This window comes from Amycolatopsis sp. NPDC058986, assembly GCF_042741125.1.
In the GTDB taxonomy this organism is placed as follows: domain Bacteria; phylum Actinomycetota; class Actinomycetes; order Mycobacteriales; family Pseudonocardiaceae; genus Amycolatopsis.
On record NZ_JBHYJW010000017.1, the window covers coordinates 37,308 to 60,280 of the forward strand.

Sequence of the window (22,973 nt, forward strand, 5' to 3'; positions counted from 1 at the left end):
ACAGTGTTCGATTCCTTTTGGCGCATGATATCCATGATTCGCTCGCAAGCTTCGCTCATGACTGCTGCCTCCTCGCGAAACGATCGACAGCCACGGCGGCGATCAGCAACGCGCCGGTGGCGACGTCCTGATAGAGCGCGTCGACACCGAGCTGCGTCAGCCCGGACCGCAGCACCGCGACGACGAGCGCGCCCATCATCGTGCCCAGCACCGAACCGCGGCCACCGAAAAGGCTTGCGCCACCAAGGACAACCGCCGTGATGGAGTCGAGGTTGCCGAGCTGGAACGCGTTCGGGTCGGCGTTCGGCACCCGGCCGAGCGCCTGCCACGCCGCGATCCCGAAGATCACCCCGGCCACGACGTACACCGAGAGGATCGTCCGCTTGACCTTGATCCCGGACAGCCGCGCGGATTCCGGCGCGTTGCCGACGGCGTAGACGTGCTTGCCCCACGAGGTTTTCGTGAGCGCGTACCAGAGTCCGAGGTACATCAGCAGCGCGAGCGTCATGCCGTAGGTGATCGGGATGCCGCCGAAGAGGTACCGGCGGGTGCCGAGCCACTTCAGCAGGCCGTCGGTCACCGGCACCGCCTGCCCGCCGGCGAACAGCTTCGCCGCGGCGGTCAGCACGGTCAGCAGGCCGAGCGTGACGATGAACGGCGGCAGCTTGATCCGGGTGACCAGCGAACCGGTGACCGTCCCGATCACCACCGTCGCGACGATGCCCAGCAGCAGCGCCCAGATCCCGGCTGCTCCGCCGCCCGCGAGCTTCGCCATGATCAGCGTGCCGAGCACCATTGCCGCGGCGTTGGCGAGGTCGATCCCGGCGGTCAGGATGATCAGCGTCTGACCGAGCGCGAGCGTCCCGACGACCAGGGACTGTTGCACCACAAGGGAAAGGTTGTCGAGGTCGAGGAAGGTGTCGGTGGACACCGAGAACACCACGACCGCGACGACGAGTGCCAGCGCCGGTCCGACGGCGGGCGCGCGGAGGAAGAACTCACCGATGCTCGCGCGGTCCTGTGCGCGTGCGGTAGCCGTGGTCATTTGGCCCCCCAGCAGTTCTGCAGGCCCCAGGCGGTGTCCTTGCTGTCCACCCCGGGCACGGGCTTGTCGGTGATCACCACGGATCCGGTGTTGATGAACCCGCTCGGCTTCTTGCCGGTCTTGGCGTATTCGACGGCCGCGAGCACGCCCTGTTCGGCCATCTTCTTCGGGAACTGCATGACGGTCGCGGCGTACTGGCCGTCCTTGACGTTGTGGACGCCCTCGCAGCCGCCGTCGATCGAGCCCATGACGACCTTGCTGACGAGCCCGCGAGCCTGCAACGCGGCGTAGGTGCCGCGGCCCATCGGCTCGTTCATCGTGTACACCGAGTTGATGTCGGTGGTGCGCTGCAACAGGTTCTCCACGCCCTGCTGCGCCATGCTCTGGTCACCGTTCGCCGCGACCTTGCCCTTGATCTCGGGCGAGGCGTCGGTCAGCCCGATGCCCTTGAGAAAACCGCCGTGCCGCTGCGTGTCCACGGTGCTGCCCGCGGTTCCGTCGACCATGAAGAACTTCGGCGCCTGACCGCCGAGCGCGGCCTTGACGTAGGCGCCCTGCTGGCGGCCCGCCTCGAAGTTGTCGGTGGCGAAGGTGGCGTCGACGGCGCTCGCCGGTTCGGTCGCGGTATCCAACGCGATCACGAGGATGCCGGACTTGCGGGCCCTGTCGATCGCGTCGAGCACGCCGGTGGACGAACTCGGCGTGATGAGGATCGTGTTCGCGCCCTGCTGCATCAGGTTCTCGATGGCGCGGACCTGGCCGTCGTTGTCGCCGTCGAACTGGCCCGCGAGCGCGCTGAAGCCGGCGCCGTTCGCGTCCGCGGCGGCCTTCGCGGCGGCGCGGAGCTCGACGAAGTAGGGGTTGGTGTCGGTCTTGGTGACCAGGCCGACCTTGGCCTTCCCGCCCCCGCCCGCCTGCGAACCGCCACCCCAGTGGCGTTCGACGGTGCAGCCGGTGGCGGTTACAGCGAGGAGGGCCAGCGCCGCTGCGACGAGACTGCGCTGTCTCATGTTTTTTGCTCACCTTCATCATCGAGGCTTGCCGATGGACGGGAAGGTAGACAGACTCACTGCCAGGGCGCAAGCGTTTGCGCAAACGCTTGCGAGTGATCTGCAATTCCGAAGGGTGGACATGCCGCAGCCGAAGTCGTCACGGCCGACCCAGCGCGACATCGCCGAGCTGGCGGGCGTCTCGATCACGACGGTATCGCACGTGGTGAACGGCACCCGCGCGGTCGCCGAGGAGACCAAAGCCGCGGTGCTGCGGGCGATCGAGACGACCGGCTACACCGGCGACGCGATCGCGCGATCGCTGGTCACCGGCGGTACGCGGTCGATCGGGATCGCGATCTCCCTGCTGGCGAACCCGTACTTCGCGATGCTCATGCAGGCCATCGAGCGCGAGGCCGCGGCTGCCGGGTACACCGTGCTGCTCGCCGACACGCACGACACCGTCGACACCGAGCGCGAAACCGTACGCACACTGCGTTCGCGCCGCGTCGACGGGCTGTTGATCACCCCGGCACCCGGCGACGGCTCGGTGATCGGCGAACTCGTCTCGCTCGACGTGCCGACCGTGCTGATCGACCGGCTCGCCACGCGCGGCGACGTCGATCAGGTCGGCGTCGAGAACATCCAGTCGACGTCGGCGCTGACCGCGCATCTGGCGACGCTCGGGCACCGGCGGATCGGCATGATCAGCGGTGCGCCCGGGTTGAGCACGAGCGAGGAGCGGACCCTCGGCTATCGGCTCGGCCTCGGCCGGTCGGGGTTGACCTGGGCGCCGGAACTGGTGGTGTGCGGGCAGTCCTCGCGGGCGGGCGGCGCGCTCGCGCTGAACACCTTGCTCGCGCTGCCCGAGCCGCCGACGGCCCTGGTCGTGGCGAACGACAGCATGATGGTCGGCGTACTGCACGAAGCACGCCGACGCGGGCTGCGGATCGGGCGCGATCTTCCGGTGGTCGGCTACGACGACGTCGAATGGGCCGATCTGGTCGATCCGCCGCTGACGACGATGGCGCAGCCGATCGAAGACATCGGGCGGCAGGCGGTGCGGCTGCTGCTCGGCAGGATCAACGACCCGACGCGGAAGGCACAGACCGTGCGGCTCCCGCCGACGCTGCGGCACCGCGAGTCCTGCGGCTGCCCGGGCGTATCCACTCCGTGACGAGCACACCGCCGGGTCACTCACACCGGTGATTCTCTGAGACGTTTACGAGCGGTGTCACGCGTGTCGCGGCCCCTGGCGACTACCTTCACCTGAACACATGTGAGGGCCAGAGGACATGACCGCACTTTCGCCGGAACTCCCGCTCTGGGAGCCTCCGGTAACCCACCGTTTCGGTGTCGCGATGGGGATGCACGCGAGCCCCTACTCGGGTGAGTTGCTGCGCTCGATCAGGGTCGCCGCCGCGCAGGCGGGGTGCGAGGTCATGCTCGCGGACACCGGCGACAGCGTCAGCGAGGAGGCCGCGGTCATCCGCGCGCTGCGTGCCGACCGGGTCGACGGCGTCCTGCTGGTCCCGGCGGCCGGGGACGACGCGGTGATCAACGGACTCGTGCGGATGGGCGTGCCCACCGTGCTGGTGGACCGGATCGCCGGCCGCAACGACGTCGACCAGGTGGGCTCGGAGAACATCCAGGCGGTGTCCGCGCTGGTCCGGCATCTCGCGCAGCGGCGGCACCGCAAGATCGGCCTGATCTCCGGGGACGAAGGCCTGACCACGAGCGAGGAACGCGCGCTCGGCTACCGGCTCGGGCTCGGCCGCTCGGGACTGCGCTGGACGTCGTCACTGGTCGCATGTGGACAGTCGACGCCCGGCGGCGCCGCGCGGGCCACGGCGAAACTGCTCGACGCGTGGCCGTCGCCGACGGCGCTGGTCGTGGCGAGCGAATCGATGTTGATCGGGGTGCAGTACGAGGCACATCGGCGCGGCATCCACATCGGCTCGGAACTCGCCGTCGTCGGCTACGGCGACATGGACTGGGCACGGCAGGTGACCCCCGGCGTGACGACCATGGCGCAGCCGATCGCGGAAATCGGCCGCAAGGCCGTGCAGCTGCTGCTGTCGCGGCTCACCGATCCGGAACGCCGTCCCGAGGCGGTCCGGCTGGCGCCGCGGTTCGAGCATCGCGCGTCCTGCGGCTGCTGAAAGCGTTTGCGCCCCACTGGGCCGCTAGGGTGGTCGGCATGAGTGCCGACCTGGCGTACGCCAGTCTGACCGGGCTCGCGGTGGGGGATGCCTTCGGTGCGCAGATCCTGATGCCCGGCGACCACCCGAGCATCCTGGAACGCCGGCTGCCTGCCGCGCCGTGGCAGTGGACCGACGACACCTTGATGGCGTGTTCGCTGGTCAGCGTCCTGGCCCGCCACGGCCACGTCGACCGGAACGCACTCGCCGCGGACTTCGCCGCCCGCTACGACGCCGACCGCGGTTACGGCTCGGGCGTTTCGCGCCTGCTCAACCAGATCCGCGCCGGTCAGCCGTGGCAGCAGCTGACCGCCGCGGCGTTCGGCGGCAAGGGCTCCTGGGGCAACGGCGCGGCGATGCGGGTCGCCCCGCTGGGTGCGTGGTTCTGCCACGACCTGCCGCAGGTGCTGCGTCAGGCCGAGCTTTCGGCGGTGGTCACCCACTCGCATCTCGACGGTGTCGCGGGCGCCGTCGCGGCCGCCGCGGCGCTGACCGCCTCGGGACTCCGAGGTCCCGCTGTCCTGGAGCAGGTCGTCCCACTGGTACCCCCCGGCGAAGTCCGCACACGGCTGGGCAAGGCGCTGAAGCTCGTCCACGCCGATCCACGGGACGCGGCGGACGAACTCGGCATCGGGCGCGAGGTCGCCGCCCACGACACCGTGCCACTTGCGCTGTGGATCGCTTGTACCGCCCCGAGTTACGTCGATGCACTGTGGACAGTCGCGCGGCTCGCGGAGGACGTCGACACGGTCGGCGCGATCGTCGGCGGGGTACTCGGCGCCGGGAGCGCCCCGATTCCGGGCGAGTGGCTCGCCGCGTGCGAACCCTTGCCCGCCTGGCTTCCCGGAAATTCCGGCAGACTGGGAGCATGATCAGTCTCGCCCACACCGCCGACCTCGACGCCGCCACCCAGATCGCCGCCCGCGCCTTGCTCGATGCCTCGTTCGACGGCGATTTCACCGACGAGGACTGGGAACACGGGCTCGGCGGCATGCACGCCCTGCTCTGGGAGGGCGGCGAGCTGATCGGGCACGCCTCGGTGGTGCAGCGCCGGTTGCTGCACCAAGGACGCGCGTTGCGTACCGGGTACGTCGAGGCCGTCGCGGTCCGGGCGGATCGGCGCGGGCGGGGTCACGGCGCGGCGCTGATGTCCACTGTGGAGCGTCTGATCCGGGGCGGCTACGAGGTCGGCGCGCTGTCTTCGTCGTCGGACGCGCTGGACTTCTACGGAGCGCGCGGCTGGGAACTGTGGCGCGGGCCGACCTCGGTGTTCGGCCCGGCGGGCCTTGTCCGGACCGAGGAGGACGACGGCGGCGTGTTCGTGCTGCCGGTGAGCGCCGACCTCGATCCGGACGCGCCGCTGGCCTGCGACTGGCGGGACGGCGACGTCTGGTGACTCAGGCCGCCGGTGCTTCGCGGATGCGGAGCGCGTTGCCGAACGGGTCACGGATGGCCATGTCCGTGCCATAGGACTGCACCGCCGGCTCCTGCGTGATCTCCACGCCCTTCTCGACGAGTTCGGCGTGCGTCTTGTGGATGTCGTCGGTGGTGAAGCCGAGCCAGCCACCGGTCGCGCCCTTGGTGACCAGCTCCCGGATGCGTTCGGCGGTCGCCTCGTCGTGCGCGGGCGGCCCCGGCCGCTCCAGCAGGATCTCGCGGGCCGGTGTCCCCGGCACGCAGATGGTGAGCCAGCGCATGAAGCCGAGGTCGACGTCGGTGTGCACCTCGAAGCCGAGTTTGCCGACGTAGAAGTCGAGCGCCTCGTCCTGGTCGAGCACGAAGAGCGAGGAGAGCGTGATCGCGTTCATCATGCCGCGAAGGTTAATCAGCCCTCGCCGCCGATGGCTTATCCAAAACGACTGTGCCCGGCGAGTCAGCCGCGCGGCCGCGTCCAGGCCATCGCGAAGCACGTCGGCACCGGCGCCGCCGGGGCAGCGCCGCGGGCCCGGTAGGCCGTCGGGGATTCGCCGACGATGTCGTGGAACGTGCGGCTGAACGTGCCGAGGCTGCCGAATCCGACGTCGACGCAGATCTCGGTGACACTGCGATCGGTCCGGCGCAGCAACGCCATCGCGCGCTCGACGCGACGGCGTTGCAGGTAGCGGTGCGGGGTTTCGCCGAACGTCGCGCGGAAGGTTCGGGTGAAGTGTGAAGGCGAGAGGTGGGTGAGCCGGGCCAGCGCGGCGACGTCCAGCGGCTCGGCGAACGCGCGGTCCATCGCGTCGCGGGCGCGCAGCATGCGCCGGTTCATTTCCTCGACGACCTTACTCATCCTTCATACAGTGTAGCGGCGGCTCTCCGTCCTGGTTACCCCATTCCGGAGCGCTGCCATTACCTGTCGGCGGCGCGATACCGCTTCTCGTCTTCCCACAGGCTTGTCACCATTGTCGCGAAGTCGGCATGGGGTTCAGGATCATCCCCGTCGCCGGGCCACCATTCGTACGCGGTCCACTCACCATTGTCCGCGACGCTGTCGGCGTGCAGGAACAGGTAGTGACCACTGCCCCCGTCGTCGTTCGAAATCAAGACAGAGCGCTTGAGTACTTCGATCCAGTCGTCGTAGGCTCCGGAGTCCGACCAGGCTTCCATAAGCCTGGGTTCCAGGTCCGCGAACCACCCGATCTCAGTGAGATCAAGCAGGTCCACCGCGTAGGAGATCGTATGCCAGCCGTTGCTGACCAGGAGAAAATTCCGGTAGCTCGGCGGAAGCCGGATTCCCAGCCTCCGCTCGGCGGCGGCGATCGCGTCTTCGGTCGCCGGTTCGTAGCCCAGCCACCGGTTGGCCCGCTCGGTTTCGCTGGCGAAAAGGTCGTCTCGCCCCTCCTCCGCCATCTCACGCAGAAACGGGGATTCCAGGAACTCGGAGCTGTAACTCCGCAGAAATTCACGCCATTCGGCGGGAGCCAAGGGTGGCGGCGGAACGTTCACGCGAAACTCCTTCTGCGATGCGTAGATGGTCACGACGCTCACAGGAGGCATTCCACGCGTCAAGCTTCTTGACCCCTTTGGACAACATTCCTGGCCCAGGTTCTCTCACTCCAGGGAAGCAGCGGCTTCCAGCAGCATCCAGGCGCCGACCTGCACCGAAAGATCTCGTTCGGGAGCCTCGGGCGGAAGGGGAAGCGAAGGCGCGGAGCGGGACCAATCGGCACTGAACAGCGGACCGCCGGGCGCTTCGACGGCGCCGGACCAGCACGCCTCCGCCGAGATGAGGACGAGTTCACGAGCGGTCGCGGCGATCTCGGTGTCCGGCAAACGCCGCGCCGCGAGCGCGAGGTAGCGCGCGAGGATCGCGCCGAACAAGCCGCCGTCGCCGCCGTTCTGGCCACGCAGCACACCGCCGGGCGCACAGTGCCCGGCAACGGCACGCACCGTCCGCGCCGCCTTGTCCACTTCGGACAATTCAACACAGGCGCCGAGGTAGACCCCTTGGCAGTACGTGTAAATGTTCTTCTCCAGCTCGCCGGTGTCGAGCCGGAGACCGTCCCAGACCAGACCGGTCTCCGGGTCGACGAGAGTGCTGGTCATCCAGTTCGTCAGCGATGCGGCGTACTCGGTTTCGCCACCACGGGCGTGGAAGATCGCGGCGGGGCCGTTCGCGGGGGCGTTCTTGAAGCGGTCACCGCGGCGCCACCAGATCCCACCGCCCGCCTCGTCGGTCCACCCCTCGTGCAGCCGCGTACCGATGGCGTCGATCGCGCCATCGAAGCCGTCGATCCCCAGTGCGCGAACCCGTTGCAGTGCAAGGCCGAGCCAGGCGATGTCGTCGTAGTAGTCGTTGATCCAGCGGCCGAAGTTACGCACTAGCACCGACTTCGCGAACCGCTCGATCCGTTTCGCGCGCTCGGCCGACGGCGCACGCAACTGCGCGTCGACGAGCGAGTCCAGCAGATGCGCCTGCCACCAGTAGTTCCAGTGCCAGTGCAGGCGCTGCCCCGGATCCGGCGGCCAGCCGCTGCGGCCGAGCACGGTGCCCGGCAGGGCCCACACCCGGCGGAGGTGTCGCTCGTGTACCGCCCGTTCGGCCGCGGCGGCCCGCTCCGCATACATGAGGACATCCTTCCTTGCCGTGCGACATACCGCTCGGTATGTTCGGTGTCCAGCCATCGGACCGCGAGGTGCCCATGACCACGGCCTATGTGACCTGCCCACTGTGCGAAGCGACCTGCGGCCTGGAGGTGACGCTCGGCTCCGGGCAGGTCACCCGTGTCCAGGGCGACGCCGCGGGCGTCTTCTCGAAGGGCTACATCTGTCCGAAGGGTGCCTCGCTCGGCGCACTGCACCACGATCCCGATCGGTTGACGAAACCGCTGGTCAAGCGCGACGGCGAGTTCGTCGAGGTCAGCTGGGACGAGGCGTTCGAGGAGATCGGCCGGCGGCTGCCACCGCTGATCGAGCAGTACGGCCGCGACGCCGTCGCGGTGTACGCGGGCAACCCCGGCGCCCACAACCTCGCGCTGATCCTCTACGGCCGGGTGCTCTACAAAGCGTTGGGTACCAAGAACTTCTACAGCGCGACCTCGGTCGACCAGCTCCCGAAGCACTTCTCGTCCGGCTACCTCTTCGGCGATCCGCTCGCCATCCCGGTGCCCGACCTCGACCGCACCCGGCACCTGCTGATGCTCGGTGCGAACCCGCTGGTGTCGAACGGCAGCCTGATGACCGCGCCGGACACGCGCGGCAAACTCCGGGCGATCCAGCGACGCGGCGGCAGGATCGTTGTCGTCGACCCGCGCCGGACGCGGACCGCGACGCTCGCCGACGACCATCACCCGATCGTGCCCGGGACCGACGCGCTGCTGCTGTTCGCGCTGGTCAACGTCCTGTTCGCGGAAAATCGCGTCACGCTCGGCCGCCTCGAAGAGCACGTGGCCGGGGTCGACGAGGTCCGCGAGTTGGCCCGTCCGTTCACGCCCGAGGCCGTTGCGCCACACACCGGCATTGCCGCCGACGCGATCCGGCGGATGGCGCTCGACCTCGCGGACGCCGAGAGCGCCGCCGTGTACGGCCGGATCGGGACCACGACACAGGTGTTCGGGACGGTCGCGAGCTGGCTGGTGGACGTGCTGAACGTGCTCACCGGCAACCTCGACCGCGCGGGCGGCGCGATGTTCCCGCTGGCCGCGGCCGGGCCGAGCGGCCGGTCACGGGCGTTCACCACCGGCCGCTGGGCGAGCCGGGTGCGCGGCTATCCCGAGGTGTTCGGCGAACTGCCGGTCGCCACGCTCGCCGACGAGATCGAGACGCCGGGCGAGGGCCAGGTCCGCGCGCTGATCACGATCAGCGGGAACCCGTGCGTCAGCACGCCGAACGCGGGACGCCTGTCCCAGGCGCTGGGGCAGCTGGACTTCATGGTGTCGCTGGACATCTACCTCAACGAGACCTCGCGCCAGGCCGACGTCATCCTGCCGGGACCGTCCCCTTTGGAGCGTCCGCACTACGATCTCGCGCTCTACCAGCTCGCTGTGCGCAACGTGGCGAACTGGACCCCGGCGACGCTGCCCACGGACGTGCCCCAGGAGTGGCAGACCGCGCTCCGGCTGACCGGGATCGTCACCGGTCAGGGCCCGAACGCCGACATCGCGGCGCTGGACGACTTCGTGGCCGCCGAGGCCGCGCGGCGCAACGGCGTCGATGTGGGCCTCGCGGCGAACCGGGTCGGGCCGGAGCGGCTGGTCGACCTGATGCTGCGCGCCGGACCGTACGACCTGACGCTGGCGGACCTCGAAGCGGCACCGCACGGCGTCGACCTCGGCCCGCTCAAGCCGCGGATCCCGGCCGTCCTGAGCACCGAAAGCGGCCGGATCGAACTGGCGCCGCCGGTGATCACCGCGGACGTCGCGCGGTTGCGAGCGTCGCTCACCGGCTCTCCGGCGGAGGGTCTGGTGCTGATCGGGCGGCGGCAGCTCAGCTCGAACAACTCGTGGATGCACAACCTCGCGCCGCTGGTCCGCGGAACCAACCGGTGCACCGTGCAGGTGCACCCGGCCGACGCGACCCGGCTCGGACTGACCGACGGCGGCCTCGCGTCGGTGACGTCACGGGCGGGGAAGCTCGAGGCACCGGTCGAAGTGACCGACGAGGTGCGCCAGGGCGTCGTGAGCATCCCGCACGGTTGGGGACACGACGTCGACGGCGTGCGGACGCGGGTCGCGCGGGCACATCCCGGCGTCAACTCGAACCTTGTCGCCGATGAGCAGCTGATCGACACGCTCTCGGGAACGGCCGTGCTGAACGGAATCCCGGTCGAAGTCGCCCCGGCCTGATCCCGCCTGAGTCAGCGCTTGAGCTTCTCGAAAAGCGTAAAGGTCTTCGTTGTCGTGCTGTAGACGCACACCCGGTAGGTGGCCGTGCCGTTGGCGATATCGAGGTCTCCGTCGTGGTTGCAGGCTGCCTCGGTTTTGTATCCGCCGGCGGCGACCACCAACGGGCCATCGTCGGCGAAGGCGGCGCCCGCGGTCAGCGGAAGGACGGCAACGGCGGCCCCGACTGCGAGACCGGCGCCGACACGAGCACGCAGCGACTTCATAGTTCCTCCATAGGTTTTGCTGACACTTCCGGTGGGAACCAGTGGCAGGATTCCCGCTCGGGTGAACCGAAATCTCCACGCTCTGGGCCTGACGAGGACCAGCAAAGCGCCACCGAGCTACTGGCCGCCATCGTTGTGCGCGTTCGATGTGTCAGCATTGCCCCTTGTACTCGGAGAGTTGGGCCTTTTCTCACTGGCCGACGGTCGAGGCTCCCACCCTGACCTGTCACCGCCGCATTCCTTTCGCTGGTCAAGAAGCTCGACTCACTCGATGGGGTGGCCTATTCGGTCAACTCCCGTTAGTCGAACAGGCAACGGCGATTCGGTGCGAACCGACGCGGGTAATGATCTTGCGTGGACGGGCCGGGAGGTGCTCATCCAGACAGTTGTCAGCAGGATTCCAGACAAGGGAGAGCCACGATGAAAACGGTGAAGACGAGCAAGTTCAGGGCCGCGTTGGTGATTGGTGCGGCCGCCATCGGCATTTCGCTGCTGGGTGCGGGTAGTGCGTCCGCCGTGGAGGTGCCGGTTGCGGGGCCGTACCCCGACTTCGACGCGTGCGTCCATGCCTTGCGGGCGCTGCCGCCGATCAAGGGTGAGCAGGGCCGGAATTGCGACACCGGCAAGGACGGCAAGTGGTACGTGGTCTCGGACATCAAGACGAAGTAAGTTCCATCGCTGGTTTCGCGCTGAGGCGGTCGGAAATCTGCTGACGTATTCTCCGCGAACGATCTCATCGCGGCGGCCTTCCCGGTTGCTCCCCCGGCGTTCAATTCCGGGGGAGCACCGGACGCTTTCCGCTTCAGGACTGGGTCGCGCCCGCCGGATTCGTGTCGGTGCCGAGGTAGGTGCCGTATCCCTCGGCCACGAGCGGGCCGTCGAAGAGCAGCACCTCGTTGACGAGGCCGCCCTTCTGGTTGCGGTAGTTGATGACCAGGCTGTCCACGCCGACGTAGCTGCCCAGGACCTCGAACCGCAGGTCGGGGATGCGCCGCAGGCCCTCCGCCCAGTAGGCGCGCAGGGCTTCCTTGCCGCGGATGACGCCATCGCCGCCGAGCAGCTGGGCCGCCACCGGCGAGCGGAACGTCACGTCATCCGCGAAGTGCGTCATCAGGGCGTCGAGGTCGTGGGCGTTCCACGCGGTCACCCAGCCGTCGACGAACTTCCGTGCCCAGTTACTAATCCGGCCAAAAGTAGGCGGACACGGGCCGCAACCGACCTGCTCGGAGATACCTGTTTCCGCCGTGACTGTGGTCGGATTAGTAACGAGCGGCGCAGTATGATCCATCTCCGCATTATCACCAGGAAGCCGACAGATCGGCGTGCTCCCGGACCCAGGCGTGCATCACAATCCCGGCGGCGACCCCGGCGTTGATCGAGCGAGTGGTCCCGAACTGGGCGATCGACACCACCAACGACGCCGCGGACTGAGCCTCGGAGGACAGCCCCGGCCCTTCCTGACCGAACAACAGCACGCAGGCGCGCGGCAGCTTCGCGGTTTCGAGCTGCTGCGCGCCCGGGGTGTTGTCGACGGCGACGATCTCGAGGCCGGACTCCGCGGCGAAGGTCACCAGGCCCTCGACGTCCTCGTGGTGACGCAGGTGCTGGTAGCGGTCGGTCACCATGGCGCCGCGCCGGTTCCAGCGGCGGCGGCCGACGATGTGTACCTCGGCCGCGGCGAAGGCGTTCGCCGTCCGGACCACGGTGCCGATGTTGTGATCGTGCTGGAAGTTCTCGATGGCGACGTGGAACGGATGCCGTCGGCTGTCCACATCGGACACGATGGCCTCGCGCCGCCAGTAGCGGTAGGCGTCGACGACGTTGCGGCGGTCGCCGTTCGCGAGCAGCTCGGGGTCGTACCGGTCGCCGGCGGGCCACTCACCCGGCCACGGTCCGACACCGACCTCCTCCCGGCTCACCCATTCGGTGGGACCGGCCTCGGGTACCTGCCCTGTCATCGCGCCTTCACGCGACGATTGTCGCTCAGTGGTGGACGACCGAATGCGCCGGTGCCCCGTGGTGGTCGCGATGACGCCACCGCTGGTAGGCGACGGCGTAGGAGAAGATCACCAGCGCGAGCGCGAGGACGACGACCACCGGCAGCGCCGCGCGCGGGATCACCGTGTCGTACAGGTAGTAGGCGTTGAAGCCGCCGGGCAGGTCACCGAGGCCCTGCTCGTGCCGGAAGTAGTTCTCCAGCGCGGTGAGCGGGCAGGGAATCGGTGTCACGTTGACCAGGACACCCCAGATGGCGAAGAAGACGTGGACGAAGACGACCTTGGGCCAGCGCCAGGCGAGAAAGCCGCCCAGGCCGATGAACAGCAGGGCCAGAATATGCACGAACACGGTCAAGTCGGCCAGAACTCGCGCCATCACCGCCCCCTTCCCCATATCCCTCTACCAGCGACTTTACTCTCACCTCACAGGAGAAAGCCGACAAAAGGATCTCGGAGCTGTGATATTCGACCTACTGACGCAACCTGTTCACTCTCCGGGTGATGGCGGCGTCACTCCGGGTGGGAACTCCGGGAACCCTTCGGGGCGCAGACCCGGATAGGGCGTCGGCTCCTCGTGCGGATAGCCGGGCGGTGGCTTCCGGCGCGGATGCGACGGCTGGTGGCCGGGACGCTCGGGCGGCTCGGGCGGCTTGCCTGGTTCCGGGATTTCCACGCGTTCGACGGTACGCCCGGGGCACGCCGGGACAAGCCTCGTCCGCCACGGGCGAACGGTTCAGAGCGCCCTGGCGCTGGTGGTCTTCGTGGTGAAGCGGAGTTCGAGGCGCACCGGGAGCGTCTCCACCTCCAGTGCCTGCCGCAGCCGGGCGACGGCGTGCGCCGCGATCCGGTGCCGCAGCGCGGCGATGTCGGCGTCCTGTTCGGCGGTGACCAGCAGGTACAGCTCGGGCTCGTCCCGCGACCCGGACACCCACGCCGACGCCGACTTCACGCCGTCGTACCCCTCGATGTCGGTGGCGACCGGAGCGTTGGCGGCCGACGAGTCCATCGTGGTGGTCCCGTCCTCGGGGTTTTCCTCCAGCCGCCAGCCGACGGACTTCGGCGTCCGGAACGCCTGCGCGGCCAGCCACCGCAGGCACAGCAGCCCGACGACGACCGCGACGGCGACCGTCACCCAGAACGCCCAGGCCGGCGGCGCCGCGGTGCCCGGGACCAGCGGCGATGCGGGATCGAGCACCCGCAGCCAGCCGAAGTACGTCGCGACGGCGAACCCGCCGCCCGCGAGCAGCACGAGCCCGGTCAGCGCGAGCAACGTCCGGTTCAGCCCGGCAGGGCGATTGACACGGCTCATCGGACACCTCGCGTGGTCACGGCCCGGACCCGCACCCGGACCTCGGGCGGTTTTTCGGGCCCGATCTCCTCGATCCGGCGGGCGAGCGTCACGCGGACGGCGTCGGCGAGCCCTTCGGTGTTGTCGCGATTGGTCCGCACGTGGGCCACGACCTTCTTACGCCCCAAGCGGATCCGGGCAGCGGCGACGCCGTCCACCGAGTTCGCGGCGTTCCGCAAGGCGACGAACACGCCCCGGCGGGTTATGCCGGAGTCGAATCCGGCCTCCTCGGTCAGCGGCACGACGGTCGGCCGGCCCGGCACCACGGCCAGCACCAGCAGCACGAGCCCGATCAGCACGGCTGCCCCGCCCCCGACGAGCACGGGCAGTGTGTTCCAGGTCGTGGCGTGCACGCGGTCGGCGATCGCGTCGTAGGACAGGAACGGCCGCTCGCCGATCAGCCGCTGCACCAGCGCGACGACGATCAGCACGCACGCGGCGAGCAGTACCAGTGCGAGCAGTGACGCGGGCAGCCCGCGCCGCGGACGGCGGATCACTGCACCCTCCTCCTCGTCACGGGTTCGTTCGGCAACGCGGGCACCGTGATGTCGACGCGGCGCACGGTCAGTCCGGTCAGTTCGGCGGTCCGGGCCGACACGTGCGCACGGGCCTCTTCGGTGGTCCTGGCGATCGGCGCCGGATAGCGCACCGGCAGCCGAACGTCCAAAGTGGCCGATTCCGCGTCGATCCTGGCACTGACCTGAACGTCCTCGCCGACACCGTCGACCTCGCCCGCCGCCCGCGCGGCGATGCGGCGGACGGCGCGGTCGGCCAGTGTGGTGCGTCCGCGGTCCTCCGGAGCGACGTCCGCGGGCACAGCGGCGGCGGTCATGGCCTACCTCCGATCCCGGACGGACCCGACGAGCGAGGACAGATCGAGCTTGCCGTCGAGCCAGCGCCCGACCAGCAGACCCAATGCGCCGAGCACCAGCACGATGACGAAGGCGCCGAATCCGCCGAACGCGGCGGCGAACCCGAGCGCCAGCCCGGTGAACAAGCCGATCGACGTCGCACTCATGCGATCGCCTCGCTCCGCGAGACAGTGTTGAATTCTTTTTGGCGCATGACATCCATGATTCGCTCGCAAGCGTCGCTCATGTCACTTCACCCGATCGCTGACGGGTTCTTCGTCGTCGTCGCCCGGGATGTAGACGTCGTTGACGTTGATGTTGACCTCGACGACCTCCAGCCCGGTCATCTGCTCGATCGCGGTGATCACGTTGCGCCGCACCGAACGCGCGAGATCCGCGATGCTCACGCCGTACTCGACGACGATCTGCAGATCGACCGCGGCCTGCTTCTCGCCGACCTCGACCGAGACGCCCTGTCCGACGCTGGCCGACGCGCCGGGGATCCGGTCGCGGATCGCGCCGAACGCACGGGCGGCGCCGCCACCGACGTCGTGCACGCCGGACACCTCACGCGTGGCGAGGCCGGCGATCTTCTGCACGACGACGTCGGCGATCGACGTGGTGCCCTGCTTGGTGACCAGCCCGTCTTCCTTGGTGGTGACCAGGGTGCCGGTCGAGTTCCTGGCGGAGGTGCCCTCAGCGGTCTTGCCGGTAGCCGTGTTGGTCATGCCGTCCTCCCTGCGTTCTGGTGGGGCACAAGGGTTTGTGTCCCCTTCACCTGTATCGACACGATCGCGGAGTGTTCGTCACTGCCCGATCGTGTGACCTGGATCGCTTTGTCCTCCGGAAAACGCGGCGCCGTCGATGTCGGTCACGACGAGCCGCAGCGTCGCCTTCTCCCATTCCGTTCCCGCGAGCAGCGGACGCACCGCCTCGGTCGCCCTGGCCAGCAACGGCGGCAGCGGCAGCCGGGTGGCGATCAGCCGGATCTCCACGAGTTCGGCGCTCAGCTCGACGGCGAACCCGTCCCAGTCCCACGGCAGCCACGTGGTGGCTTCCTCCGCGATGGGCGTCGCCGGGCGAAGACCGGGAATCGCCTTGACCGCGCCGACGAGTTTCTCGGTGACTTCGTCCGCCGACATCACCACTGCTCCGGCTCGATGTCCAAAATGGACACGGACACTTCGCCGACCGTCAGGCCGGTCTGCTCGGCCACCACCCGGACGACGCCGCGCTGCACGGCCTGTGCGACCGCGGCGGCCTGGTCGACCGCCGAGGTGACGAGGTCGACGGACACGCTCAGCGTCCCGTCGTCGGCGCGGCGCACGCGAACGCCGTCGGAAGGGGCCGGATCGAGGCCCTTCCAGCGTTGCCGGGCGGCCCGCGTCCACGCGGTGACCAGCCCACGCAGTCCGGGTTCGAGCCGCACCACGCCGGGCGTCTCGACCGCGGCCCGCGCGGCGACGCTCGCGATCACCGGATCGGCGATCACGAACTCCGCTCCCGGCCGGGGCAGGTCGGTCAGGTCGGACACGGTCATCGATCGTCCCCCGCGGTTTCCTCGTACACGTCGACCATCACCAGATCGAGTTTCGCCAGTACCAGGCCGACCCTCGCCGCCGCCGCGGCGGTGACCCGGTCCCGCACTTGCGACAACGCCTCGCCACCCGCCGCGTTCCGCAGGCTCACCGCGAGGGTGAGTTCGACCTCCACGACGCTTTCGCCGTGCGGCCCTTCACCGACAGCGCGGACCCGGCACCGGCGGGCCCGGACGCCGCCGACGGAGTCCGCGGCGTACCGCAGCACGACCGCGACGGCCTGTTCACTCACCTCGACCGGGCCCAGCTCCGTCGACGGCAGGCTCAGCATCTGGCCGCGCCGGACCTCGGCGCGGACGGCGGACATGATCCGGCCGACCAGGTCGGGCGGTGTGGCTTCCGGCTCGGCCACCAGCTCCTGCGTCGCCTCGCGCAGCGCCAGCAGGCTTTCGCGAGCGACGCGGCAGTGCGGGCAGGACAGCTCGTGCTCGTCGGCGAGACCGGCGCCGACGACGTCCATGCGCTCCCAGACCCGCTCCAGCTCCCGGCCGCACGGCAGTTCGTACTCCTCGGTCGTGTTGTTCACCGCCATGGCTTCATCACCTCGGCCAACTGGGCTCGCGCCCGCGCTATCCGACCGCGGACCGCCACCGCGTTCGCGCCGACGATCTCGGCGATCTCGTCGTACGACCGGCCGTGCACCTCGCGCAGCAGCCAGCACGCCCGCTGGGGCGGAGTGAGCCGCTGCAGGGCCTCGTTGAGCGCCGCCAGCTGGCTCGACACCTGGGCGGCGTGCTCGGGCCGGGTCTCCGCCCGCGGCGACTCGGCCGTGTCCAGGTCGACGTCGGCGCGCGGACGGCGCGCCCTGATCACGTTGAGACAGCGGTTGGTCGTGGTCCGGTAGAGCCAGCCGACGAACGCCGCGTCGTCGTTGAGCTGCGCGAGCCTGCGCCACGCCGTGAGGAAGACGTCCTGGACGACGTCCTCGGCGTCGGCGCGATCCGCGAGCATCCGCGACGCGAGCTTGAACATCGGACCCTGGTAACGCAGCACGAGCTGCTCGTACGCCCGGACGTCGCCGTCACGGGCGCGGCCGACCAGGGTCGCGTCGTCGAGCGGCGTGCCGGGCTCCGCACTGGTCGTGGTCACGGCACCTCCTCGGGAAGGAGGACACCCGGGAGCGGAGAACGTCACGGGTGGATTGTGGGTGATCATCGCCACCCCGGCGAATCCGTGCCGTTCCACTGGGTGACGGTGTCGTACCGGTGAGCGCGTCCGCGAGGGATGCGACCGAGGAACACCGGAGGTGCCTGATGTCGTGGGGCGACAAGATCAGCAACAAGGCGGACGACCTCGGCGGGAAGGCCAAGGAGGCCGCGGGGAACGTCACCGGGGACGAGCAGTTGCAGGCCGAGGGCAAGACGGACCAGGCGAAGGCCGGGCTGAAGGACGCCGCCGAGAAGGTCAAGGACGCCGTCGGCGACGCGGCGGAGAAGGTGAAGGACACCTTCCGCAAGTAGGCGGGCCGGGTGTGCTGAAGGACGCCTTCAGTGCATCCCGCGCAGTGAAGGACGCCTTCGGTGCATTGAGTGCACCGAAGGCGTCCTTCAGCTCGCTCAGTTCAGGCCGAGGTCGTCCTTGCCGAGGACGTAGCGGTATTCGAGGCCTTCCTTCTCGACGGCCTCCCGCGCGCCGGTGTCCCGGTCGACGACGGTCGCCACGCCGACGACCGTCGCGCCCGCCTCGCGCAGCGCCTCGACGGCGGTGAGCACGCTGCCGCCGGTCGTGGAGGTGTCCTCGACGGCCAGCACGCGCTGGCCGCGAACCTCGACGCCCTCGACGCGGCGCTGCATGCCGTGCTCCTTGACGGCCTTGCGGACGACGAACGCGTCGAGCACGACGTCGTCGTTCGCGGCCGAATGCAGCATCGCCAGCGCGACCGGGTCGGCGCCCAGCGTCAGCCCGCCCGCCGCGACGAAGTCCCAGTCGGCGGTGAGCTGCCGCAGCAGCTTGCCGATCAGCGGGGCGGCGGCGTGGTGCAGGGTCGCCCGCCGCAGATCGACGTAGTAGTCGGCTTCCTTGCCGGACGCCAGGGTCACCTTTCCGTGCACTACGGCCAGTTCGGTGACCAGTCTGGCCAGTTCGAGTTTCGCTGCCTTGTCCAACGCGGGAATCGCCACGGCCGAGAGTCTTACACACGCCGGAGCGTGGCCCCGCCGTCACTCACCGATGGCCGTGGCCTCGGCCGGCCGGCCGCGCGTGGCGAACCAGGCCGGGACGAACGTCGCGGCGAGCACCAGCGCGGCGGCCAGCCCGATCACCACGAGGTAGATCGACACCGGACCGGACGGCAGCAGCGAATCACTCGCCACCAGGCAGAACGGCACGATCGACCCGGCCGCGACGACGGTCCCGAGCACGATCCCGATGAACGCGGTCAGCCCGCCCTCGATGCCCGCCATGCGCAGCACCTGCGCCCGGGTGAACCCGGACAGCCGCTGCAGGCCGAACTCCCGGCGCCGCCGCATGGTCGCCATCACGAGCGTGTTCACGACGGAGATCACGGTGTAGGCCATGATCATCCCGACGAGCAGGTAGTTGACCCACGCGCCGACCTCGTTGCCCTTCGTGTGCGCGGCGATCAGCGCGTCGCGGTCGCCGACCCGCACCGGAAAACCCGTGGTCGCCTCTCGCACCCGCGTGGTCAGTGTGGCCGTGTCGACACCGGGGGCGGCGCGGACGAGCAGCTGCGGCGCGAGGCCCGCGGTCGTGTGCGGGGCGACCAGTTCCGCGGGCAGCACGAAGTTCTCGAAGCCCGGCCGCTGCGTCAGCAGGGCCACGATCCGGACGTCGGCGCGGGCGCCGTCGCCCAGCCGCAACGTCATGCTGTCGCCGACGCCCCGGCCGAGGTCCGCGGCGAGCTTCGCGGGCACCGCGACGGTGTTGCCCGACAACGCGTCGAGACCGCCCGCGGTCACCTGCGTCGCGGTGGTCTGCGCGGCGCCCTTCGCGGTCAGACCGACGACCGGCCAGCCCTCGTCGTTCTGCCCGGATTCGTACGGCTTCTCGACGTACACCGAACTCGTCACGTACTCCGAAGCGCCCGCCACACCAGGAACATCCTGGACACGCCGCACCAACTCCGGCGCGACGCCGCCGGGACCGCTGACGACGGCGTCGGCACGCAGATCCTCGGTGAACGCCTGGTTCGACACCGCTTCCTGCGTGGTCTGCAGGTAGATGTTCCCGGTGGCGATGCCGACCGCGAGCATGATCGGGGTGACCGCGCCGGACACGCGCAGCGCGCCGACGCGGGTGTTGCGCAGCGCCATCCAGCCGTTGATACCGCTGAGCAGCTTCACCGGCGCGTGCAGCAGCGCGGCCGTCACCTTCGTGACGCCGGGGCTGATCGTCGCGACCCCGATCGCCCACAACATCACCGCCGGACCGGCCGTGCTCGCCGCGACCGGACCGCTCATCACGGCCACGGTGACGATCGCCAGCGCGGTGCCACCCGCGAAGCACAACGCACCGAGGATGACGCGCGTCGGCGTGACCCAGCGGGCGTTACTAATCCGGCCAAAAGTAGGCCGCCCCCCGCGCCGCACGTAACCGTTCTTACGAAGCCGTTCGGCCGTGACTGTGGTCGGATTAGTAACGATCGGCACAGTCACGGCGGACTCGGCGAGCGCCTCGGTCGGGCGGATCCGGCCCGCCCGATACCCGGCGACGACCGACGCGAGCACCACGGACAGCAGCGCCGCGCCCGACGCGACGACGGCGGGCAGCCAGCCCTGGTGGAACGCCACCACCGACGGCACGACGTCGTTCGCCACGAGCTGCTCGAACAACTGCCCGCCGACGAGCGGGCCGAGCACCGCGGCGAGCGCGGTGGCCAGCAGCCCGACGACCAGCGCCTCGCCGAGCACCATCCGCCGCAGCTGACGCGGTGTCGTACCGATGGCACGCAGCAGGGCGAGTTCACGCTGCCGCTGCTGGGTGGACAGCGCCAACGTGCTCGCGACGACGAAGATAGCGACCGTCACCGACAATCCGCCGGTAACCGCGGAGAGCACGATCAGCTTCTCGCCGCTCGCGTTCGCCTCGGGGAACTCGATCTGCCCGCGGTCGACGCCGGTCAGCACCACCGCGTTCGCGTTCCGGACGACGTTGTTGACGCGCGCTGCCACGGCATCGACGTCCCGGGTCGCGAACACGCCGATCGCGTCGACACGGCCGGGATGTCCGGAAAGCCGTTCGGCGTCGGAAGACGCGAAGAACAACGCGGACTGCGTCATCGCACGCGGCGCCGCGGCTATCCCGGCGACCCGGTACCCGCTCGCACTGCCGTGCGCGGCGACGTCGATACGGTCCCCAATGGACAGTCCCGCGTTGCGCGCCAGACCGGCGTCGAGGACGACCTCGCCGGGTGCGGGCGCGGTGCCGGAAGTCAGCGCGTACGGCGTGAGCGTGGCGGAATTCCAAGCGTGGCCAAGGACATCGGCCGCCTTGGGGAGCGTGACGGGAAAGGAAACCTCGGCGACCGCATCGGTCACGCCGGGAACGGATCGGACTCGGTCGACGAGCCCGGCATCGAGCCGGACGCGCTCGGGCAGCGTGCCCGTCCGGGTCTTCAGGTCCTTGCCTTTGGTGGCGTCGTATTCGGCGGGGTCCTCACGGGCGATGTCGATGCTCTGCTGCCCGCCGATGACGATCGGCGCGCCCGCGAGACGTTGCGGCTGCGCCTCCGAGCGGATCCCGGTCTCCATCAGCCCGGCACACGCGGAAACCAGCACCGCGCCGAAGAACACCGCGACGAACGTCGCGAGGAAACCACCCTTGCGCAGGCGGAGCGTGCGAAGTGCGAGCCGCAGCATCAGGCACCCACCGCCGCCCAGGCACCCAGGTGCGTCATGCGCTCGGCGACGGCGTCCGCGGTCGGCCTCGGCAGTTCACCGGCGATCCGGCCGTCCGCAAGGAAAATCACGCGATCGGCATAGGACGCGGCGACCGGGTCGTGCGTCACCATGATCACCGTCTGGCCGCTGGCCCGAACGGATTCCCTCAGCAGTGCGAGGACTTCCGCGGCCGTGCGAGTGTCGAGCGCGCCGGTCGGCTCGTCGGCGAACACCACCGCCGGATCGGTGACGAGCGCGCGGGCGATGGCGACCCGCTGCTGCTGACCACCGGAAAGCTGGCCGGGCAGATGGCGGCGCCGTCCGGCGAGGCCGACGCGCTCCAGAATGTGGCTCACCAGCCTGCGATCCGGGCGGCGGCCCGCGAGTTGTTGCGGCAGCACGACATTCTGCTCGACCGTGAGCGCCGGGAGCAGGTTGAACGCCTGGAAGATGAACCCGACGCGGTCGCGGCGCAGCTTCGTCAGCCGCGTCTCGCCGAGCCCGCCGAGGTCCTGGCCGTCGAGCGTGACCGTGCCGGAGGTCGGCCGGTCGAGCCCGGCGGCGCAGTGCAGGAACGTGCTCTTGCCCGATCCCGACGGCCCCATGACCGCGGTGAATTCACCACGCGGGAAGGCGAGGCTGACCCCGCCGAGCGCGACGACGCCGTTTCCGTAGTCCTTGCGGACGGCCTCCAGCCGCACCGCGTCGCCCGTCCCGTTCCACCCAGTTCTCATGGCGGAAACGCTAGACAGCGCGGTGGGGTTTGACCCTGGTGCCAGCGCGCCTTCGCGAGGTAGGGACGGCCCTACCTCAGGTGCGTCCCTTGCCGCCGAAGCCGCCGCTGACCCGGCGCAGCACCGCGCGCGGGAGCAGCCCGCCGATCGCGACGAGGGCCTTGTACTGCAGGCTCGGCACCGAAATCACCTTGCCACGGCGCAGATCGGCGAGTGCCTCCGTGACGACCTGCTCGACGTCGAGCCAGAAGGCTTTCGGCCCCGGCTTGTCGATCCCGGCACGCTCGTGGAACTCGGTGTTCGTGAAGCCGGGGCACAACGCGATCATCCGTACCCCGGGCGGCAACGACGCCGCGATGCCCTCGGTGAAGGACGTGACCCAGTTCTTGCTCGCGGTGTACGTCGAGCCGCGGCCACTGAAGAACCCCGCGACACTGCTGACGTTGATCACATCTCCGCGACCGCGCTCGATCATCCCGGGCAGCACGGCCCTGGTCAGCCTGAGCACGGCGGTGACGTTGACGTCGAGCTGGCGTTGCAGCGCGTCCGGCGGAATGGTCCAGAAATCCCCGTTGAGCCCGAATCCCGCATTGTTGACGAGCAGGTCGACCGGCCTCGTCAGCCGCTCCTCGACCTTCGCCCGTCCGTCCACTTCGGACAGATCGGCGGGCAGGACCTCGACGTTGACGCCGTGGCGCTCGGTGATTTCTCCGGCGAACGCGGCGAGGCGCTCGGTGTCGCGGGCGACGAGCACCAGGTCGTACTTCTCGGCGGCGAGCGTGCGCGCGAACTGCGCGCCGATGCCCGCGGTGGCTCCGGTGATCACGGCGGTGGTGGTCATGT

30 protein-coding genes are annotated in these 22,973 nt (G+C 69.6%); 7 read left to right on the forward strand and 23 right to left on the reverse strand.

Features of this window, described 5'->3' with window-relative positions; genetic code table 11:
• Positions 1-55 precede the first annotated feature (55 nt).
• Both ACFW0G_RS17165 and ACFW0G_RS17170 read right to left on the reverse strand, forming a co-directional pair.
• The gene (locus tag ACFW0G_RS17165) at positions 56-1,045 is read right to left on the reverse strand and encodes an ABC transporter permease (RefSeq protein WP_378326256.1); all 990 of its coding nucleotides are present in this window, start codon (positions 1,043-1,045) and stop codon (positions 56-58) included.
• Positions 1,042-2,055 (reverse strand): substrate-binding domain-containing protein, encoded by a 1,014-nt coding sequence (locus ACFW0G_RS17170; protein WP_378326257.1) that lies wholly within the window; start codon positions 2,053-2,055, stop codon positions 1,042-1,044. Before ACFW0G_RS17170 ends, ACFW0G_RS17165 begins: the two co-directional genes overlap by 4 nt.
• A gap of 121 nt (positions 2,056-2,176) precedes the next feature.
• Here ACFW0G_RS17170 and ACFW0G_RS17175 point away from each other — a divergent pair, with 121 nt between their 5' ends.
• The 4 genes from ACFW0G_RS17175 to ACFW0G_RS17190 all read left to right on the forward strand — a co-directional run bounded on the left by ACFW0G_RS17175 (position 2,177) and on the right by ACFW0G_RS17190 (position 5,631).
• Positions 2,177-3,211: a LacI family DNA-binding transcriptional regulator gene (locus ACFW0G_RS17175; RefSeq protein WP_378326259.1), complete on the forward strand. Its 1,035-nt coding sequence runs from the start codon at positions 2,177-2,179 to the stop codon at positions 3,209-3,211.
• A gap of 118 nt (positions 3,212-3,329) precedes the next feature.
• On the forward strand, positions 3,330-4,196 hold the full coding sequence (locus tag ACFW0G_RS17180) for a LacI family DNA-binding transcriptional regulator (protein WP_378326260.1): 867 nt from the start codon (positions 3,330-3,332) through the stop codon (positions 4,194-4,196).
• Between the two features lie 38 nt (positions 4,197-4,234).
• The gene (locus ACFW0G_RS17185) at positions 4,235-5,107 is read left to right on the forward strand and encodes an ADP-ribosylglycohydrolase family protein (RefSeq protein ID WP_378326261.1); all 873 of its coding nucleotides are present in this window, start codon (positions 4,235-4,237) and stop codon (positions 5,105-5,107) included.
• Positions 5,104-5,631 (forward strand): GNAT family N-acetyltransferase, encoded by a 528-nt coding sequence (locus ACFW0G_RS17190; RefSeq protein ID WP_378326262.1) that lies wholly within the window; start codon positions 5,104-5,106, stop codon positions 5,629-5,631. Before ACFW0G_RS17185 ends, ACFW0G_RS17190 begins: the two co-directional genes overlap by 4 nt.
• Before the next feature lies 1 nt (position 5,632).
• Here ACFW0G_RS17190 and ACFW0G_RS17195 read toward each other — a convergent pair whose 3' ends face one another.
• The 4 genes from ACFW0G_RS17195 to ACFW0G_RS17210 all read right to left on the reverse strand — a co-directional run bounded on the left by ACFW0G_RS17195 (position 5,633) and on the right by ACFW0G_RS17210 (position 8,285).
• Positions 5,633-6,046, reverse strand: a complete 414-nt coding sequence (locus ACFW0G_RS17195) for a VOC family protein (protein WP_378326263.1) — start codon at positions 6,044-6,046, stop codon at positions 5,633-5,635.
• A gap of 62 nt (positions 6,047-6,108) precedes the next feature.
• Complete coding sequence (locus ACFW0G_RS17200) at positions 6,109-6,507, reverse strand: helix-turn-helix domain-containing protein (RefSeq protein ID WP_378326264.1); 399 nt, start codon at positions 6,505-6,507, stop codon at positions 6,109-6,111.
• Between the two features lie 59 nt (positions 6,508-6,566).
• The gene (locus ACFW0G_RS17205; protein ID WP_378326265.1) at positions 6,567-7,196 is read right to left on the reverse strand and encodes an SMI1/KNR4 family protein; all 630 of its coding nucleotides are present in this window, start codon (positions 7,194-7,196) and stop codon (positions 6,567-6,569) included.
• 72 nt (positions 7,197-7,268) lie between these two features.
• Complete coding sequence (locus tag ACFW0G_RS17210; RefSeq protein ID WP_378326266.1) at positions 7,269-8,285, reverse strand: glycoside hydrolase family 76 protein; 1,017 nt, start codon at positions 8,283-8,285, stop codon at positions 7,269-7,271.
• A gap of 74 nt (positions 8,286-8,359) precedes the next feature.
• Here ACFW0G_RS17210 and ACFW0G_RS17215 point away from each other — a divergent pair, with 74 nt between their 5' ends.
• A complete protein-coding gene (locus ACFW0G_RS17215) occupies positions 8,360-10,501 on the forward strand; it encodes a molybdopterin-dependent oxidoreductase (protein ID WP_378326267.1) in 2,142 nt (713 codons plus the stop codon).
• Positions 10,502-10,512: 11 nt separating this feature from the next.
• Here ACFW0G_RS17215 and ACFW0G_RS17220 read toward each other — a convergent pair whose 3' ends face one another.
• Positions 10,513-10,764: a hypothetical protein gene (locus tag ACFW0G_RS17220; RefSeq protein ID WP_378326268.1), complete on the reverse strand. Its 252-nt coding sequence runs from the start codon at positions 10,762-10,764 to the stop codon at positions 10,513-10,515.
• A gap of 420 nt (positions 10,765-11,184) precedes the next feature.
• On the opposite strand from ACFW0G_RS17220, the gene ACFW0G_RS17225 reads away from it, so the two are divergent.
• Entirely contained in the window at positions 11,185-11,433 is a 249-nt protein-coding gene (locus ACFW0G_RS17225) for a hypothetical protein (RefSeq protein WP_378326269.1), read from the forward strand.
• A 133-nt stretch (positions 11,434-11,566) separates the two neighbouring features.
• On the opposite strand, the gene ACFW0G_RS17230 is transcribed toward ACFW0G_RS17225, so the two are convergent.
• The 12 genes from ACFW0G_RS17230 to ACFW0G_RS17285 form a co-directional block, all read right to left on the reverse strand.
• Positions 11,567-12,052: a nuclear transport factor 2 family protein gene (locus tag ACFW0G_RS17230; protein WP_378326270.1), complete on the reverse strand. Its 486-nt coding sequence runs from the start codon at positions 12,050-12,052 to the stop codon at positions 11,567-11,569.
• Between the two features lie 10 nt (positions 12,053-12,062).
• The gene (locus ACFW0G_RS17235) at positions 12,063-12,722 is read right to left on the reverse strand and encodes a TrmH family RNA methyltransferase (protein WP_378326271.1); all 660 of its coding nucleotides are present in this window, start codon (positions 12,720-12,722) and stop codon (positions 12,063-12,065) included.
• A gap of 25 nt (positions 12,723-12,747) precedes the next feature.
• On the reverse strand, positions 12,748-13,137 hold the full coding sequence (locus tag ACFW0G_RS17240; RefSeq protein WP_378326272.1) for a DUF2784 domain-containing protein: 390 nt from the start codon (positions 13,135-13,137) through the stop codon (positions 12,748-12,750).
• 357 nt (positions 13,138-13,494) lie between these two features.
• Positions 13,495-14,070 (reverse strand): alkaline shock response membrane anchor protein AmaP, encoded by a 576-nt coding sequence (gene amaP, locus ACFW0G_RS17245; RefSeq protein WP_378326273.1) that lies wholly within the window; start codon positions 14,068-14,070, stop codon positions 13,495-13,497.
• A complete protein-coding gene (locus ACFW0G_RS17250; protein WP_378326274.1) occupies positions 14,067-14,606 on the reverse strand; it encodes a DUF6286 domain-containing protein in 540 nt (179 codons plus the stop codon). Before ACFW0G_RS17250 ends, amaP begins: the two co-directional genes overlap by 4 nt.
• On the reverse strand, positions 14,603-14,941 hold the full coding sequence (locus tag ACFW0G_RS17255) for an Asp23/Gls24 family envelope stress response protein (protein WP_378326275.1): 339 nt from the start codon (positions 14,939-14,941) through the stop codon (positions 14,603-14,605). The genes ACFW0G_RS17250 and ACFW0G_RS17255 overlap by 4 nt, the downstream gene beginning before the upstream one ends.
• A 3-nt stretch (positions 14,942-14,944) precedes the next feature.
• Entirely contained in the window at positions 14,945-15,127 is a 183-nt protein-coding gene (locus tag ACFW0G_RS17260; RefSeq protein WP_378326276.1) for a hypothetical protein, read from the reverse strand.
• An 81-nt stretch (positions 15,128-15,208) separates the two neighbouring features.
• Entirely contained in the window at positions 15,209-15,688 is a 480-nt protein-coding gene (locus ACFW0G_RS17265; protein WP_378326277.1) for an Asp23/Gls24 family envelope stress response protein, read from the reverse strand.
• A gap of 78 nt (positions 15,689-15,766) precedes the next feature.
• Positions 15,767-16,102 carry a hypothetical protein gene (locus ACFW0G_RS17270; protein ID WP_378326278.1) on the reverse strand — a complete coding sequence of 112 codons (336 nt, stop codon included), beginning with the start codon at positions 16,100-16,102 and terminating at the stop codon, positions 15,767-15,769.
• Positions 16,102-16,500: an Asp23/Gls24 family envelope stress response protein gene (locus tag ACFW0G_RS17275; RefSeq protein WP_378326279.1), complete on the reverse strand. Its 399-nt coding sequence runs from the start codon at positions 16,498-16,500 to the stop codon at positions 16,102-16,104. Before ACFW0G_RS17275 ends, ACFW0G_RS17270 begins: the two co-directional genes overlap by 1 nt.
• Complete coding sequence (locus ACFW0G_RS17280; protein ID WP_378326280.1) at positions 16,497-17,090, reverse strand: Asp23/Gls24 family envelope stress response protein; 594 nt, start codon at positions 17,088-17,090, stop codon at positions 16,497-16,499. Before ACFW0G_RS17280 ends, ACFW0G_RS17275 begins: the two co-directional genes overlap by 4 nt.
• The gene (locus ACFW0G_RS17285) at positions 17,081-17,647 is read right to left on the reverse strand and encodes an RNA polymerase sigma factor (protein ID WP_378326281.1); all 567 of its coding nucleotides are present in this window, start codon (positions 17,645-17,647) and stop codon (positions 17,081-17,083) included. The genes ACFW0G_RS17280 and ACFW0G_RS17285 overlap by 10 nt, the downstream gene beginning before the upstream one ends.
• Positions 17,648-17,811: 164 nt before the next feature.
• Between ACFW0G_RS17285 and ACFW0G_RS17290 the strand changes: the two genes are divergently transcribed.
• Entirely contained in the window at positions 17,812-18,018 is a 207-nt protein-coding gene (locus ACFW0G_RS17290; RefSeq protein WP_378326282.1) for a CsbD family protein, read from the forward strand.
• Positions 18,019-18,114: 96 nt separating this feature from the next.
• Here ACFW0G_RS17290 and pyrE read toward each other — a convergent pair whose 3' ends face one another.
• The 4 genes from pyrE to ACFW0G_RS17310 form a co-directional block, all read right to left on the reverse strand.
• Positions 18,115-18,678 carry an orotate phosphoribosyltransferase gene (gene pyrE / locus ACFW0G_RS17295; RefSeq protein WP_378326283.1) on the reverse strand — a complete coding sequence of 188 codons (564 nt, stop codon included), beginning with the start codon at positions 18,676-18,678 and terminating at the stop codon, positions 18,115-18,117.
• 39 nt (positions 18,679-18,717) lie between these two features.
• On the reverse strand, positions 18,718-21,375 hold the full coding sequence (locus ACFW0G_RS17300) for an ABC transporter permease (RefSeq protein ID WP_378326284.1): 2,658 nt from the start codon (positions 21,373-21,375) through the stop codon (positions 18,718-18,720).
• Positions 21,375-22,130: an ABC transporter ATP-binding protein gene (locus tag ACFW0G_RS17305; RefSeq protein WP_378326285.1), complete on the reverse strand. Its 756-nt coding sequence runs from the start codon at positions 22,128-22,130 to the stop codon at positions 21,375-21,377. The genes ACFW0G_RS17300 and ACFW0G_RS17305 overlap by 1 nt, the downstream gene beginning before the upstream one ends.
• A 76-nt stretch (positions 22,131-22,206) precedes the next feature.
• Positions 22,207-22,971, reverse strand: a complete 765-nt coding sequence (locus tag ACFW0G_RS17310) for an SDR family NAD(P)-dependent oxidoreductase (protein WP_378326286.1) — start codon at positions 22,969-22,971, stop codon at positions 22,207-22,209.
• Between the last annotated feature and the right edge of the window lie 2 nt (positions 22,972-22,973).

Bases quoted from the DNA above. Each gene is read 5' to 3' on its own strand.
- ACFW0G_RS17165 (WP_378326256.1), bottom strand. From the start codon at position 1,045: ATGACCACGGCTACCGCACGCGCACAGGACCGCGCGAGCATCGGTGAG.
- ACFW0G_RS17170 (WP_378326257.1), bottom strand. From the start codon at position 2,055: ATGAGACAGCGCAGTCTCGTCGCAGCGGCGCTGGCCCTCCTCGCTGTA.
- ACFW0G_RS17175 (WP_378326259.1), top strand. From the start codon at position 2,177: ATGCCGCAGCCGAAGTCGTCACGGCCGACCCAGCGCGACATCGCCGAG.
- ACFW0G_RS17180 (WP_378326260.1), top strand. From the start codon at position 3,330: ATGACCGCACTTTCGCCGGAACTCCCGCTCTGGGAGCCTCCGGTAACC.
- ACFW0G_RS17185 (WP_378326261.1), top strand. From the start codon at position 4,235: ATGAGTGCCGACCTGGCGTACGCCAGTCTGACCGGGCTCGCGGTGGGG.
- ACFW0G_RS17190 (WP_378326262.1), top strand. From the start codon at position 5,104: ATGATCAGTCTCGCCCACACCGCCGACCTCGACGCCGCCACCCAGATC.
- ACFW0G_RS17195 (WP_378326263.1), bottom strand. From the start codon at position 6,046: ATGATGAACGCGATCACGCTCTCCTCGCTCTTCGTGCTCGACCAGGAC.
- ACFW0G_RS17200 (WP_378326264.1), bottom strand. From the start codon at position 6,507: ATGAGTAAGGTCGTCGAGGAAATGAACCGGCGCATGCTGCGCGCCCGC.
- ACFW0G_RS17210 (WP_378326266.1), bottom strand. From the start codon at position 8,285: ATGTATGCGGAGCGGGCCGCCGCGGCCGAACGGGCGGTACACGAGCGA.
- ACFW0G_RS17215 (WP_378326267.1), top strand. From the start codon at position 8,360: ATGACCACGGCCTATGTGACCTGCCCACTGTGCGAAGCGACCTGCGGC.
- ACFW0G_RS17220 (WP_378326268.1), bottom strand. From the start codon at position 10,764: ATGAAGTCGCTGCGTGCTCGTGTCGGCGCCGGTCTCGCAGTCGGGGCC.
- ACFW0G_RS17225 (WP_378326269.1), top strand. From the start codon at position 11,185: ATGAAAACGGTGAAGACGAGCAAGTTCAGGGCCGCGTTGGTGATTGGT.
- ACFW0G_RS17230 (WP_378326270.1), bottom strand. From the start codon at position 12,052: ATGGATCATACTGCGCCGCTCGTTACTAATCCGACCACAGTCACGGCG.
- ACFW0G_RS17235 (WP_378326271.1), bottom strand. From the start codon at position 12,722: ATGACAGGGCAGGTACCCGAGGCCGGTCCCACCGAATGGGTGAGCCGG.
- ACFW0G_RS17240 (WP_378326272.1), bottom strand. From the start codon at position 13,137: ATGGCGCGAGTTCTGGCCGACTTGACCGTGTTCGTGCATATTCTGGCC.
- amaP (WP_378326273.1), bottom strand. From the start codon at position 14,070: ATGAGCCGTGTCAATCGCCCTGCCGGGCTGAACCGGACGTTGCTCGCG.
- ACFW0G_RS17255 (WP_378326275.1), bottom strand. From the start codon at position 14,941: ATGACCGCCGCCGCTGTGCCCGCGGACGTCGCTCCGGAGGACCGCGGA.
- ACFW0G_RS17260 (WP_378326276.1), bottom strand. From the start codon at position 15,127: ATGAGTGCGACGTCGATCGGCTTGTTCACCGGGCTGGCGCTCGGGTTC.
- ACFW0G_RS17265 (WP_378326277.1), bottom strand. From the start codon at position 15,688: ATGACCAACACGGCTACCGGCAAGACCGCTGAGGGCACCTCCGCCAGG.
- ACFW0G_RS17270 (WP_378326278.1), bottom strand. From the start codon at position 16,102: ATGTCGGCGGACGAAGTCACCGAGAAACTCGTCGGCGCGGTCAAGGCG.
- ACFW0G_RS17275 (WP_378326279.1), bottom strand. From the start codon at position 16,500: ATGACCGTGTCCGACCTGACCGACCTGCCCCGGCCGGGAGCGGAGTTC.
- ACFW0G_RS17280 (WP_378326280.1), bottom strand. From the start codon at position 17,090: ATGGCGGTGAACAACACGACCGAGGAGTACGAACTGCCGTGCGGCCGG.
- ACFW0G_RS17290 (WP_378326282.1), top strand. From the start codon at position 17,812: ATGTCGTGGGGCGACAAGATCAGCAACAAGGCGGACGACCTCGGCGGG.
- ACFW0G_RS17300 (WP_378326284.1), bottom strand. From the start codon at position 21,375: ATGCTGCGGCTCGCACTTCGCACGCTCCGCCTGCGCAAGGGTGGTTTC.
- ACFW0G_RS17305 (WP_378326285.1), bottom strand. From the start codon at position 22,130: ATGAGAACTGGGTGGAACGGGACGGGCGACGCGGTGCGGCTGGAGGCC.
- ACFW0G_RS17310 (WP_378326286.1), bottom strand. From the start codon at position 22,971: ATGACCACCACCGCCGTGATCACCGGAGCCACCGCGGGCATCGGCGCG.